The 11,865-nt window shown below is 63.3% G+C and carries 18 protein-coding genes; 11 read left to right on the plus strand and 7 right to left on the minus strand.

Translation table 11 applies throughout. The features are described 5' to 3' along the window. Positions 1-90 precede the first annotated feature (90 nt). Complete coding sequence (locus tag JQ604_RS36820) at positions 91-717, plus strand: GNAT family N-acetyltransferase (protein ID WP_212365637.1); 627 nt, start codon at positions 91-93, stop codon at positions 715-717. 88 nt (positions 718-805) lie between these two features. Here JQ604_RS36820 and JQ604_RS36825 read toward each other — a convergent pair whose 3' ends face one another. The 3 genes from JQ604_RS36825 to JQ604_RS36835 all read right to left on the minus strand — a co-directional run bounded on the left by JQ604_RS36825 (position 806) and on the right by JQ604_RS36835 (position 2,248). After that, a complete protein-coding gene (locus tag JQ604_RS36825) occupies positions 806-1,111 on the minus strand; it encodes a hypothetical protein (RefSeq protein WP_212365638.1) in 306 nt (101 codons plus the stop codon). A gap of 122 nt (positions 1,112-1,233) precedes the next feature. Then, entirely contained in the window at positions 1,234-1,539 is a 306-nt protein-coding gene (locus JQ604_RS36830; protein ID WP_212365639.1) for a putative quinol monooxygenase, read from the minus strand. A 25-nt stretch (positions 1,540-1,564) separates the two neighbouring features. Beyond that, positions 1,565-2,248, minus strand: coding sequence for a DUF2161 domain-containing phosphodiesterase (locus JQ604_RS36835; protein WP_212365640.1), 684 nt, complete (start codon positions 2,246-2,248; stop codon positions 1,565-1,567). Positions 2,249-2,372: 124 nt separating this feature from the next. Here JQ604_RS36835 and JQ604_RS36840 point away from each other — a divergent pair, with 124 nt between their 5' ends. Beyond that, positions 2,373-2,717, plus strand: coding sequence for a hypothetical protein (locus JQ604_RS36840; RefSeq protein ID WP_212365641.1), 345 nt, complete (start codon positions 2,373-2,375; stop codon positions 2,715-2,717). On the opposite strand, the gene fabG is transcribed toward JQ604_RS36840, so the two are convergent. Continuing rightward, the gene (gene fabG / locus JQ604_RS36845) at positions 2,714-3,394 is read right to left on the minus strand and encodes a 3-oxoacyl-ACP reductase FabG (RefSeq protein ID WP_212365642.1); all 681 of its coding nucleotides are present in this window, start codon (positions 3,392-3,394) and stop codon (positions 2,714-2,716) included. The two genes, JQ604_RS36840 and fabG, sit on opposite strands and share 4 nt — an antisense overlap. A 123-nt stretch (positions 3,395-3,517) precedes the next feature. On the opposite strand from fabG, the gene JQ604_RS36850 reads away from it, so the two are divergent. From JQ604_RS36850 to JQ604_RS36860, 3 genes are all read left to right on the plus strand, one after another. Continuing rightward, complete coding sequence (locus JQ604_RS36850; protein WP_212365643.1) at positions 3,518-4,222, plus strand: SGNH/GDSL hydrolase family protein; 705 nt, start codon at positions 3,518-3,520, stop codon at positions 4,220-4,222. Between the two features lie 103 nt (positions 4,223-4,325). Then, complete coding sequence (locus JQ604_RS36855; RefSeq protein WP_212365644.1) at positions 4,326-4,529, plus strand: hypothetical protein; 204 nt, start codon at positions 4,326-4,328, stop codon at positions 4,527-4,529. A 59-nt stretch (positions 4,530-4,588) separates the two neighbouring features. Continuing rightward, positions 4,589-5,272, plus strand: coding sequence for a hypothetical protein (locus JQ604_RS36860; protein ID WP_212365645.1), 684 nt, complete (start codon positions 4,589-4,591; stop codon positions 5,270-5,272). On the opposite strand, the gene JQ604_RS36865 is transcribed toward JQ604_RS36860, so the two are convergent. Then, positions 5,273-6,016 carry a tyrosine-protein phosphatase gene (locus tag JQ604_RS36865; RefSeq protein WP_212365646.1) on the minus strand — a complete coding sequence of 248 codons (744 nt, stop codon included), beginning with the start codon at positions 6,014-6,016 and terminating at the stop codon, positions 5,273-5,275. Between the two features lie 135 nt (positions 6,017-6,151). Here JQ604_RS36865 and JQ604_RS36870 point away from each other — a divergent pair, with 135 nt between their 5' ends. Then, complete coding sequence (locus JQ604_RS36870) at positions 6,152-6,460, plus strand: MliC family protein (RefSeq protein WP_212365647.1); 309 nt, start codon at positions 6,152-6,154, stop codon at positions 6,458-6,460. Positions 6,461-6,556: 96 nt separating this feature from the next. On the opposite strand, the gene JQ604_RS36875 is transcribed toward JQ604_RS36870, so the two are convergent. Then, positions 6,557-6,754: a DUF2735 domain-containing protein gene (locus JQ604_RS36875; RefSeq protein ID WP_212365648.1), complete on the minus strand. Its 198-nt coding sequence runs from the start codon at positions 6,752-6,754 to the stop codon at positions 6,557-6,559. A gap of 559 nt (positions 6,755-7,313) precedes the next feature. Between JQ604_RS36875 and JQ604_RS36880 the strand changes: the two genes are divergently transcribed. The 4 genes from JQ604_RS36880 (at position 7,314) to JQ604_RS36895 (ending at position 10,205) form a co-directional block, all read left to right on the plus strand. Next, positions 7,314-8,348 (plus strand): glutamine synthetase beta-grasp domain-containing protein, encoded by a 1,035-nt coding sequence (locus JQ604_RS36880; protein WP_212365649.1) that lies wholly within the window; start codon positions 7,314-7,316, stop codon positions 8,346-8,348. 236 nt (positions 8,349-8,584) lie between these two features. Then, positions 8,585-9,289 carry a GrlR family regulatory protein gene (locus tag JQ604_RS36885; protein ID WP_212365650.1) on the plus strand — a complete coding sequence of 235 codons (705 nt, stop codon included), beginning with the start codon at positions 8,585-8,587 and terminating at the stop codon, positions 9,287-9,289. 5 nt (positions 9,290-9,294) lie between these two features. Beyond that, positions 9,295-9,981 (plus strand): substrate-binding domain-containing protein, encoded by a 687-nt coding sequence (locus JQ604_RS36890; protein WP_212365695.1) that lies wholly within the window; start codon positions 9,295-9,297, stop codon positions 9,979-9,981. Between the two features lie 74 nt (positions 9,982-10,055). After that, the gene (locus tag JQ604_RS36895) at positions 10,056-10,205 is read left to right on the plus strand and encodes a hypothetical protein (protein ID WP_212365651.1); all 150 of its coding nucleotides are present in this window, start codon (positions 10,056-10,058) and stop codon (positions 10,203-10,205) included. Positions 10,206-10,411: 206 nt separating this feature from the next. Here the strand turns inward: JQ604_RS36895 and JQ604_RS36900 are convergent, their stop codons facing one another. Beyond that, positions 10,412-11,305, minus strand: coding sequence for a LysR family transcriptional regulator (locus tag JQ604_RS36900; RefSeq protein WP_212365652.1), 894 nt, complete (start codon positions 11,303-11,305; stop codon positions 10,412-10,414). A gap of 98 nt (positions 11,306-11,403) precedes the next feature. On the opposite strand from JQ604_RS36900, the gene JQ604_RS36905 reads away from it, so the two are divergent. After that, on the plus strand, positions 11,404-11,865 hold the full coding sequence (locus JQ604_RS36905) for a GlcG/HbpS family heme-binding protein (protein WP_212365653.1): 462 nt from the start codon (positions 11,404-11,406) through the stop codon (positions 11,863-11,865).

Consider the following 11,865-nt stretch of genomic DNA (forward strand, 5'->3'; position numbering starts at 1 on the left):
CCTGATACTTGAATTTTATGGTGCGGCGCACAATATAGCTGGTGTTAGGGAGTCGACGCCTCCTCGAGGGCTGCCACGAGGAGATATGAAATGAACTACCATTCTACACGTTCCGCGAGCGCTGTCGGCACCGTGCGGACTCTCAGCCAGCAGGAGGAGCTGCCCCTGCTGCGCGATCATCTGTTAAGACTGGACCGAACCAGCCGGCATGATCGGTTTCACGGGTTCATCGACGACAGCTTCATCGCCCGCTATGCCGAGAAGTGCGCCAATGACGGCACCGTCATCATCGCCTATTTCGAGGACGGCATCGTGCGCGGCGCGGCCGAGCTGCATCCGCCGGAGCAGTCGCCGGATGCGCAGCCCGAGATCGCCTTCAGTGTCGAGCAGTCGGTGCGGCGCAAGGGCGTCGGCAGCATCCTGTTCCGCAAGCTGATCGCGGAGGCCCACGCCAAGGGCTACCAGAGCCTGCGCATCACCACCGGCGCGCAGAACGATGCGATGAAGGCGCTGGCGCACAAGTTCGGCGCGCATCTGACCTTCCGCCACGGTGAATCCACCGGCAGCATCGATCTGAGCCAGGACAGCAAGCCGGAGCCTCTGGCGGCGACCGCCGCCGCGGTGACGCCGATCGAGGCCGCGCACACCATCGTCAAGATGAACCGCGCCTATTGGCGAATGGTGATGCAGATGTATGGCTGGGGTCGCGCCGCGTAGGGGTCGACCACGTCGCCAGGAATCAAAAGAGGAATCAAAAAGGGCAACCCGCGTGAGCGAGTTGCCCTTTTGCTTGAAAGGTGGGTTCTTAAGCCGAGCGCTTGTCGGTGGCGAAGCGGCGAACGACGCGGCGCTCGACCACGACCGAACGCTGGGCGCCTTGCTCGCCGGCGATGACGCGGGTGGCGATGCCGGTGCGCGCCGAGACGCGGGCGGTCTTCTTCACTTCGGCCAGCACGTCGTCATAGGGCAGGCCCATCAGCGACGAGGCGATCTCGGCCTGGGCTTCCTGGTCGTCGGTGATGCCGATGGCGGCGAAGATTGCCTCCTCCAGCGTCGGCGGGTCATGCCGAACGCGCCGGGTGCCATACTTGGTATTCCAATCGCCGCTCATCTCAGCCTCATTTCTGAATCGCGGGTGATACCTATGCTTCCTTATGTTGCATTGCAATATGAATTTGGTGTGGCATCCCAGCCATGCAAGGGGCGGTCGCCATTTGGCTCGAAATCGCCTTGTCAGAGCTTCTCAATTTTCTGGGCGTCATAAAGCCCGAGGGTGGTCGTGGTTCCGGCCGCCGTCAGCGATTGGACGGACCGGACGAACTCCCGGGAGGCGGGTACGGTGAAATGGGCCTGCAGCGCGGCCCGGTCGGCCCATTGCTCGAAAAACACCAGTCGAAGCGGGTTTTCGCAGTCGATATTGACGCTGTGCGAGATGCAGCCCGGCTCGGTGCGGGAGCGGTGGACATGGGCGAGGCTGAGCTTGCGGACATCGTCAAAAGTGTCCGGGCGGGCCGTCACACTGCCGGTTACGATGATCATGTCGCCCCCCTCTGCTTGGTTAATGTCAGGGCGCTGCGGCGCCCGTGAGATCAATTGGCGTCTGCGGCCAGCGCTTCAAGGCGGCGCGGCCGGCCTCGGTCAGCACATAGACGCCCCGCTCGGCGCGATCGAACCAGCCATAGACATTGTGCAGCAGGATTTTGCCGGCGTCAGGCAGATCTGCGGCGCGGAGGTCACGCACCTTGCGCGGACCGGCCGACAGCGCCGCGGCGCAGGCCAGCGCCTGCTGGCGATAGGCGGTCATGATCGGCGCGCGGGTCGAGCCTCCGGCGACCGGATCGCCCTTGCGCTTCTGGTGCTCGGCGATCAGCCGGGAGCGCTTCCTGGGATCGCGGCGAGGGGCTGCAGTCGGCGGCTTCACCAGCACCTCGACGTCACCGGTACTGGTGACGCCCAGCATGCCGAAGCCGAGCCGGCGGCAGAGATTGCGGTAGCGTGAATCGCTCTCGCGGCCCTTGCCGCGGGCGGAAATCTTTGCGGCGATCCAGACCTCATCGGCAGCAGCAGCGCGATCGACCGCCTGCAGGATCAGCTCGAGATTGAAGGCGAGCTTGAGCTCTCCGATCACCACGACCGGGGGATCGCCATCGCTGAGCGCAACCAGGTCGCAGCCGCCGACCTCGCCCTTGACCGTGAAGCCAAGCTTTTCGAGGAAGCGTTTGACGGGCAGGTAAAGCGCGGTTTCCAACAGACAGGCTCCGGCGGCTACGCCGCGACTCATTTGGCCGAGCATAGCGCGGATCAGGCCAGCGCATTGCCCGGGCGTTAGCGGAACGGCTAAAGTGGGGCCGGGACAAGGCGCGACCACTTCAATGATCAGAAACGGGCTCTATCACATCGCCATCGAGTTCCTCGATGGTGTCAGCGGCGGCAATCAGGGCGTCATGATGGTGCGCGACGGCCAGCTGCGCGGCGGCGACTCGTTCTTCTATGCCTATGGCAGCTACACCGCGGCCGACGGCAAGTGGAAGGGCGAATGCACCAACGAGGAGCACTCGCCGACCTATGGTGAGCGCCCGGTCTGGGAACGCAAGGTCGTCACCATCGGCTTCTCCGGGAGCTACACCGACACGACTGCGGAGACCGAAGGCATGGCGCTCGCCGGCAAGCAGAGCATCCGGTTCAGGTCGCGGCTGAGGTTGTTGATCCCGGATTAGACCCGTCCATTCACCGGCAGCAGCGCGCCGGTGATGGCGCTGGCGGCGTCGCTGGCGAGGAACAGGATCACATCGGCGAGCTCCTTCGGCGTCACCCATTTGGCGAATTCGGCTTTCGGCATGCTGGCGCGGTTGGCTGATGTGTCGATGATCGAGGGCAGCACGGCATTCACGGTGATCTTGCCCTTGAGCTCGGCGGCGAGCGCTTCGGTGAGGCGATGCACGCCGGCCTTGGATGCCGCGTAGGGGCCCATGCCGCTGCCTGCCTGCAGCGCCCCCATCGCGCCGATATTGATGATGCGACCGTTGCTCGCGGCGACCAGATGCGGGATCGCGGCGCGCGAGGCATTGAGTGCGGTCGCGACGTTGAGCGCGTACATGCGCTGCCAGGTCGCGGGATCGCCATCCGTCACCGTCTCGAAGGTGAAGCCGCCGGCGATATTGATCAATGCGTCGAGCCGGCCGAAATGCGCGGCTGCCTTGTCGATCGCCTGTTTGGCTTGTGCAACATCGGTGAGATCGACGCCGCCGAGCTCGATGCGATCGGCCGTGGCCGCAAGTTGTGATGCCGCATGATCGATGCCGGCGACCCGCGCGCCGCGCGCCAGCGCTTCCGCTGCGACCACTTTGCCGAGCGCACCGAGGGCACCAGTGATGACGATGGCTTGTCCTTTCATGCGGTTCTCCTCGGCGCTTGCAGCAGTGCCCACTATGATCAGGCGGATTTCATTTGCAATGCCGCGAAAAGCGGGTCCTGATGCGGGCATTCAGAGGATTGTTCGCTCACAGGATGTCTTGCGATGCCCGAGCCAAGGCCGTGTCAGACCCATCCCGAGATCGTCAAGCTGGAACACGGGCTGCCGCGTTTTGCGGCCGCGCTCAAGCGTCAGCGCAAGATCAAGGTGGTCGCGTTCGGATCGTCATCCACGGCTGGCACCCGCGACGGCGTTCAGCCATATCCGCCGCGACTCGAAACGCTGTTGCGGCGCCAGGATCAGTTCTTCGGCCGGCTGATCGATGTGGTCAACCGCGGGGTCGGTGGACAGGAGGCGCCGGAAGAATTTTCGCGCATCGAGGCTGACGTCGTTGCCGAGGCGCCTGCGCTGGTGATCTGGCAGGTCGGCACCAACGCGATCTTCAAGGACAGCTACAATATCGCCGAGGTGCAAGCGACGTTCGAGGCCGGCCTCGATGTGCTCGCCGTGCTGCCGCTCGACGTCGTGGTCATGGATTCCCAGTTTACCCAGGCGATCGCCAACAAGCCCAAGCGGGCCGATGATTTCATGTCGATGATCGCCCAAGTCTCCGCCGGCAGGAACGTCAACTTGTTTCGCCGATTTGCGCTCATGAAACGATGGGTTGCTGACGGGATTCCGCTTCCTGAACTCGACGATGGCAAGGAGAACAATCTTCACACCGGAGAATGGGCGACCGGTTGTATCACCCAGGCGCTGTTCGAGGCGATCATCGACGCTCTGGCACGCACATCCACGCCGACTACGTAAGACTACGGGGTACGCCTGTTCGCTAAAATTTGCGCCAGTTCTGTAAGCCGTTCGCAGAACCCTGTCGGATACAAGCAGGCCTCGACCAGCAGGGGGTTCGTCAATGGGAAGTCTTCCGGATCACGGTTTACCGCTCATTCAGCTTAAGGAGCAGCGGCGCGATCTCGTGGTGGCGCTGCAAAACCGCAACGGACCAGTTGGCAGCTGGGAATTGATGCAGATCGCAGCGCTTCAGCAGGCGATCCAGGCGTTCGAGGACGTCATCGCCGATCTCGACGCCGAGATGGAGCTTGAAGCGGCGGCCTGATGGCCGGCGCGTTCAAGTCGTGCTTTACGACTGATGCACGCGGCCGGTAGGATCGGCCGATGCGCATCGGTCTCAGGTATCTCGTCTTTACCGTGTCATTGCTCGCCCCGCTGAGTGCTCATGCCGATGCCTGCGTGGCTGATGGCGACAGCTTTGTCTGCGGCGAGGGCAAGGGCGCGATGCGCGTCTTGGCCGATACGATCTCTCCCAACAAACAGTACGCGGTCGCGTGGCGCAGTTCGGCCGGCTTGCCGGCAAAGGGTGAATTTCCAAATGGCGACGTCGAGAATCTCCTGATCCGCCTTTCCGACGGCCAGGTGCTCGCCAAGCTCGGCAGCGAGTACTGGATGAACGGGGAGATGCGGCCGAACCGCTTTGATTTCGTCACCGCATGGTCGCCCGACAGCCGCGCCGTGATCGACTTCGCCAACAGCCGCTGGAATACCGATGCGTTCGGCTATCATCGCATCGACGGTGCAACCGCGGAGAGTGTCGATCTGCTGGCGCTGGTCTCGCCGGCGCTGAAAGGGAAGCTGCCGGCGGCCAAGCGTGACAACTATGCCTTCCGCGTCCGCGACGACGCGCCGATCAAGCTCGACAATGGCGGCCACGCGCGCTTTGGCGTGATGCTCTACATCCCAAAGAGCGATCCGTTCTCGTACTACCGCGTGCAGGTCGATATTGCGGGCAAGAACGGCAAGCCGGCGGCGCGCATCGTCTCGGTGCAGAAGAGCGGTGAATGATCAGGACTGCAGGTAGCGACCTTCGAGCTCCTTGCGCTCGACTGCGCCAAGCCCGAGGCCATCGTGGAAATAGGCGTCGAGACCGCCGTAATCGGCTTCGATCGCCTCGAACGACGAACCGAGGAACGCCATCCGCACCGAGCCGAGCACCTGCCTGACCTCGTCGGGCAGATCGCTGGTGACGGACGGGTCGCGCTTGTAGAACTGGTTGGTGAGCAGATAGTCCTCGGAGATCACCTCGTCGGGCACGCCGAGCGCGTGCAGGATGAGCGCGCAGGCAAAGCCGGTGCGGTCCTTGCCGGCGGTGCAGTGGATCACCAGCGGCGCGCGGTCTTCCAGGAGGTGTGCAAAAAGCGTGCGGTAGCGCTGCGTATTGTCCTGCACATAGCCGCGATAGGACTCGCGTATCACGTCGATGGCGTCCTCCGTCGTCAGCGCCCGCTCACTTGCGATCGCGCGCAGTGCCGCGACCACCGTTGGCTCGACAGGCAGCGAATGCACCGTCACGTCGTTCATGCCGCACATCGCCTCGGTGCGCTCGGCGACGCCGCGAAAATCGAACGCACGCGTGACGCCGAGCCCACGCACCACCGTCACATCGTCGTTGGTGAGGTGCGCAAGATGGTTGGAGCGGAAGATCTGTCGCCACCGCATTGTGCGGCCGTCGCGGGTCGCATAGCCGCCGAGGTCACGGAAATTGCTGGCGCCGGCGAGGTTGAGATGACGGGCAGGGGATTTTTGCATCGGACAAGACCTGCTGGAGACAAAGGCGTGTTGGCTCGATCGAGCATGATCCGGAAAAGTGTGAAGCGGTTTTCCGAAAAGATCATGCTCAAAGAGGAGCGTCTTGGTCTATAACCGTCCTGTCGGGGTGAGAATATGAATTATCGTGGGATCGGCATTCTGTGCGGCGCAATTCTGAGCGGGGCGCTGGCATCTCAGCCCGCATCGGCGCAGTCCTTCAGGAGCTACCGCTGCGCCGACGGAACGCAGTTCGTGGCCGGTTTTTTCCAATATGACACGCGTGCGCATCTGCAGCTCGATGGCAAGGCGGTGACGCTGAAGAAGCGGCTGGCGCTGACGGGCTCGCGCTACACGGGGGGCGGGGTCACGCTGAAGATCAGCAAGGCCGGACTGGCCACGCTCAAACATGCAAAACGGCCGGTGACGTCTTGCGATCTCACCTAAAAGAAAAAGGGCCGAAACGTTTCGTTCCGACCCTTCTTCACTTGCCTGGCATCGCCTGATCTCTCCGGCGCGCCTCGTCTCCACATCGGTCCGTCATCAGTGATCCCGACCCGGCTTGGCGTCCTCGATCGCCGCCTGATGGTACCAGCTATCGCTGCAGTTGGCGGCGTTCATTGCCTCGACCTCGAGGGAGGTCCGTGGCTCGCCATAGCGGCGGCCGCCGAGTGCGGCCCGGCCACCGGCCGGGAATTGATAGATCTTGGCAGATCCCTGACTTAACCCTTGGTTGATCATCGCAGTCGCTCCTTGCGTCGGGAACGCGAGCCTCCATGCTGCGCCCGACTCCTTCTCGGTTGGTTACTGGTTTGGATATCTGCCTGGTCCGTTCAGGGCGCAAGATGCCTAAGAAGAAGTCATATTCTGGCTAATTCGTGGGCAAAGTCGGGTTTGCTTCCTGTGGGGCAGCGATCGCCTGACCAACGCTTGAGCGCGGAGGATGGTTGCCGGGGGCCGCTGTCGACAACGATGATTGTCGCACGGGGGTGCCGCCGCTTTAATCGGCGGGGCTGGGTAAGGGCCGATTTGCCGGAGAATCGGGCGCTCCGGCGGGCTCGAAAGCGGAATCCGACTGCCCCCGGCGCATGCCAGCCGCGCTCCTATGTCGCAGCAAAAAATGTCATGCAGAGTGTGGACATCCGCGAGAACGACGGGTGCCGCATTGCAGCGACTGGCATTTTAATTGCTTGGTAGGAGCCGGCCGATGGTGGCCGGGTACGCGTGCGGCGACCGACTGGCTTTCGGTTCCTCACGTGTTTGCATCATCAACAGTCTGCATCATCAACAGAGAGGCTCAATGACCAAGTACAAGCTCGAGTATATCTGGCTCGACGGATATACGCCGACGCCGAGTCTGCGCGGAAAGACGCAGATCAAGGAATTCGCGTCGTTCCCGACCCTCGAACAGCTCCCGCTCTGGGGCTTCGACGGCTCGTCCACCAATCAGGCTGAAGGCCACAGCTCTGACTGCGTGCTGAAGCCGGTTGCCTGCTATCCGGACGGCGCCCGCGAGAACGGCGTTCTCGTGATGTGCGAGGTCATGATGCCCGATGGCAAGACGCCGCACGTCTCGAACAAGCGCGCCACCATCCTGGATGATTCCGGCGCCTGGTTCGGCTTCGAGCAGGAATACTTCTTCTACAAGGACGGCCGTCCGCTCGGCTTCCCCACGTCCGGTTATCCGGCGCCGCAGGGCCCGTACTACACCGGCGTCGGCTACTCGAACGTCGGCAGCGTCGCCCGCAAGATCGTCGAAGAGCATCTCAACCTCTGCCTCCACGCTGGCATCAACCACGAAGGCATCAACGCCGAAGTGGCGAAGGGCCAGTGGGAATTCCAGATCTTCGGCAAGGGCTCCAAGAAGGCCGCTGACGAAATGTGGATGGCTCGCTATCTGATGCTGCGCCTCACCGAGAGCTACGGCATCGATATCGAATTCCACTGCAAGCCGCTCGGCGACACCGACTGGAACGGCTCGGGCATGCACGCCAACTTCTCGACCGAGTACATGCGTACGGTCGGCGGCAAGGAGTACTTCGAGAGCCTGATGAAGGCCTTCGACAAGAACCTGATGGATCACATCGCTGTCTACGGTCCGGACAACGACAAGCGCCTGACCGGCAAGCACGAGACCGCGCCCTGGAACAAGTTCAGCTACGGCGTGGCTGACCGCGGCGCTTCGATCCGCGTTCCGCACTCCTTCGTCAACAACGGCTACAAGGGTTATCTGGAAGACCGCCGCCCGAACTCGCAAGGCGACCCCTACCAGATCGCTTCGCAGATCCTGAAGACGATCGCGGAAGTTCCGACCGGCGCGAAGGCTGCGGCCTAAGGCGTTCGGACCCCGACATCTCGTCTGGGACCACAATTCAGTCCGCCAGGGCGACTGCCCTGGCGGACTTTTTATTTGATTTGCACGCATGTGCGCTGCTTCACAGCGAAAGCCGTTTCCCTGCGTTATGAACCACTGGTTGTTGTTCGACGTGTTTTCTTCGCGCGAACCGGTATCCACTTCGCTCGAAAACGCGATAGATTGCGGGTGCATTTCGGGCGCCGGGGACACGGCACTTGTTTGAAGGCTTCTACAAGGTTCGGTTTCAACTCGGCCAGGCGGTCGGGCGCAGTGTCATGTCTGCGCGCGACGGCAAGATGCTGGGCGGCAATTCGGCCTTTGCCCATATCGGGACCTACCAGAAGACCGGCGACGAGGTCGCAACCGAGATCAAGACCGTCCGGCACAATCCCGATCCGAACTACCGCGCGATGGCCGGCACCGACGATGCGACGCTGATCGCCATCGGCCGACCGGAGGGCGAGCTGTATCGCTTCAAGGGCGAATTGAAGGAATTGCCCGGCGTCGCTTTCGAGTCGGTGATGACGCCGATCCGCGAGGATGAGATCCCGATCGCCGGCGGGGTCGGCGAGAGCGGTATCGTCGACGGCCTCTACTCGATCCACATCCGCATGCTCGACGGCGTCGATGGCGGGCTGACCGGCGTGATGCTGCTCAACAAGGGCCGCATCCTCGGCGGTGATGCGTGCTTCTACTATCTCGGCAGCTACACCGCCGAGAACGGCCGCTGGAAGGGCCAGATCCTCAATCAGGAGCACACCTCGGCGATGGGCGAGCACCCGATCTTCGGCGGTCACGAGGTCGGCATCGGTTTTTCCGGCAGCTATGATGATGAGAGTGCCGTGCTCGACGCCACCGCGCTCGCCGGCAAGCGCAGTCTGCGGCTGACCGCCGTGCTCAAGCTGATGCGGCGGGCGTGACCGATATGGTCGATGTGGTCCGTGTGCTGTCGACACTGGCGCTGAAGGGCGCGGTGGCGCGGCTGGCAGCGCAGTATGAGGCCGCGCACGGTGTCCGCATCGATGCCGATTTCGCGCCGACACTGGCGCTGCTGCAGCGCCTGCGCGGCGGCGAGGGGGCCGATCTCGTGATCCTCACGCGTGAGGGCCTCGACGAAATGGCGAACGAGGGGCACGTCGTTGCCACGAGTTGCGTCGATCTCGCGCGCTCTTATGTCGGTCTCGCGGTGAAGGCCGGCGCTGCGCATCCCGATATCGCAACCGAAGCCGCGTTGCGCGCAACGCTGCTCGACGCTCGCGCGGTCGCCTATTCGAAGCTCGGCGCCAGCGGCATCCTGTTCGCGCAGCTGATCGAGCGTCTCGGCATTGCCGCCGAGATCAACGCGCGCGCCGTGATCATTCCGCAGGGTTTCACCGCCGAGAAGCTCGTCACCGGCGAGGCCGATCTGGCGGTCCAGCAGATCAGCGAGCTGAAGCAGGTCGATGGCACCGAGGTGATCGGTCCGATCCCGCGCGACCTGCAAACGCCGGCCGTGTTCTCCGCCGGTCGCATGGCGGCGTCGCCGAAGGCTGACGCGGCGGATCATCTGCTGCGCTATCTCGCTTCGCCCGACGTCGCGCCGGTGTTGCGCGAGACCGGGCTCGAACCCTGACCGCTCGCCGGCGTTATTTGGAACGTTCGTTGCGCGCACCTCGTTGACGTCGGAGACGGACGAGGAGTGACGACATGATCCGCAAACTCAAATCCGGCGAGTACCGGCTCTATTCGCGCAAGGCCAATCCGAAGACGGGACGGCGGCGCAATCTCGGCACGTTCAAGTCGCGCTCAGCGGCCGAGAAGCACGAGCGTGAGGTGCAGTATTTCAAGCGGCACTAACGCGTGCCGTCCGGGGCCGATCGACAAAAAACGCGAAAACAACCCCATGCACAGTAGCCGGCCTGGTTGGCATTGCGCTTTTTCGATTTGGCGAAATTCGCTTGACCCGTCGGGCAAATCAGGGGTATGATGCCATCGTCGCGGGAAGGGGGTTTTGCCGGCGCCGGCGCCGGCGCCGACGGCTGCGATGTGGGGAAGGCTGCTACTCATATTCGCAGGGCAGAGAGGCGCGCCGCGAGGAATTCCATCGCGGCACGGACGCGCCGCGGCAGGGTGCCGGTGCTCGGCCTGACCCAGATGATCTGGAGCGGAATTGCCGGTGGCTCGTGGCCGACAAGGATCTGCTCGACGATGCCCTGCTCGATGAGCTTGCGCACCTGCCAGAGCGGGGCGAGGCCGATGCCAAGTCCGGACGAGACGGCCACATTGCGGGCCGCAGCGCTTTCCGAGCGAAAACGACCATGCACCTCGATGCGCCGCCTGTTGCCGCCAAACACCCATCGGTCGTCATCGCTGGCTCGCAGCACGCATTCATGACCGGACAGCTCTCGCGGATGCTCGGGACGACCATGTGCGGCGAGATAGGCCGGTGCGGCAAATACGGCCCAGTTCAGTCCACCGAGGCTGCGAGTTCGCAAATTCGAGTCCGGCAAATGGCCGATGCGGATGGCGAAGTCCAGCTTCTCGGCGACGAGGTCGACGCGCTCGTCAGAGAGGACGAGTTCAATGTCGATGTCCGGATTCCGTGTCAGGAACTGACTCAGGACAGGAGCCACATATTCGGGGCCGAACAGGCTCGACGTGCCGATGCGGATGGTGCCGGCAAGCCGCCGGTCGCTGGCGAGCAGATCTTCGCGCGCTGCGTCGATGGTCGTGAGCGCCAGGCGGATGCGGCCGGCGAATTCGAGGCCGACCGCTGTCGGACGCAGCCGCCGCGTCGTTCGCGATACCAGCTCGACGCCAAGATCGTCCTCGAGCCGCGCCAGCGAACGGCTCACCGACTGGAGCGACTTGCCGAGACGTGTGGCTGCCGAGGTCAGGCTGCCCTCGTCGATGATGGTCAGAAACGTCGTGTAATCCGCAAACGAGGTCAGGGTCATTCTCCCGAAGGTCGAGATAATATATCAATTCTGTCGGGTATTATCACCGGAGTTGTGACGTGGTCTGAGTGGGCTCCCCAATGAACCGGAGCTTCCTCATGACGAAACCAGACGCCTGCACGGCAACAGCGCCTCTCGCGGCCCTGATGCCTCTCTATGGCAACCCGATCACGCTCGACGAGGCGACGCGCATCGCCGACGCGGCGCGTGCCGAAGCGCAGCATCATGGCTGGCCCATGGTGATCGCCATTGCCGACAGTGGCGGCCATCTCGTGCTGCTGTATCGCCTCGATCAGGCGCAGCATGGCAGCGTGCTCGTTGCGCAGCAGAAAGCCAGGACCAGCGTCGATTTCAGGCGACCGACAGCGGCGTTCGAGTCCGCGCTTGCCGACGGCGGCCTTCACCTGCGGCTGCTGGGCATGACCAACCTGACGCCGCTGGAAGGCGGTCTTCCGATCCTGCGTGAGGGCAGGGTGATCGGTGCGATCGGCGTATCGGGCATGCAGTCAACCCAGGACGCGCAAGTCGCCGCGGCGGGTCTTGCGGTGTTTGACGCTTGA

Source organism: Bradyrhizobium jicamae, from assembly GCF_018130695.1.
Classification (GTDB): Bacteria; Pseudomonadota; Alphaproteobacteria; order Rhizobiales; family Xanthobacteraceae; genus Bradyrhizobium; species Bradyrhizobium jicamae_B.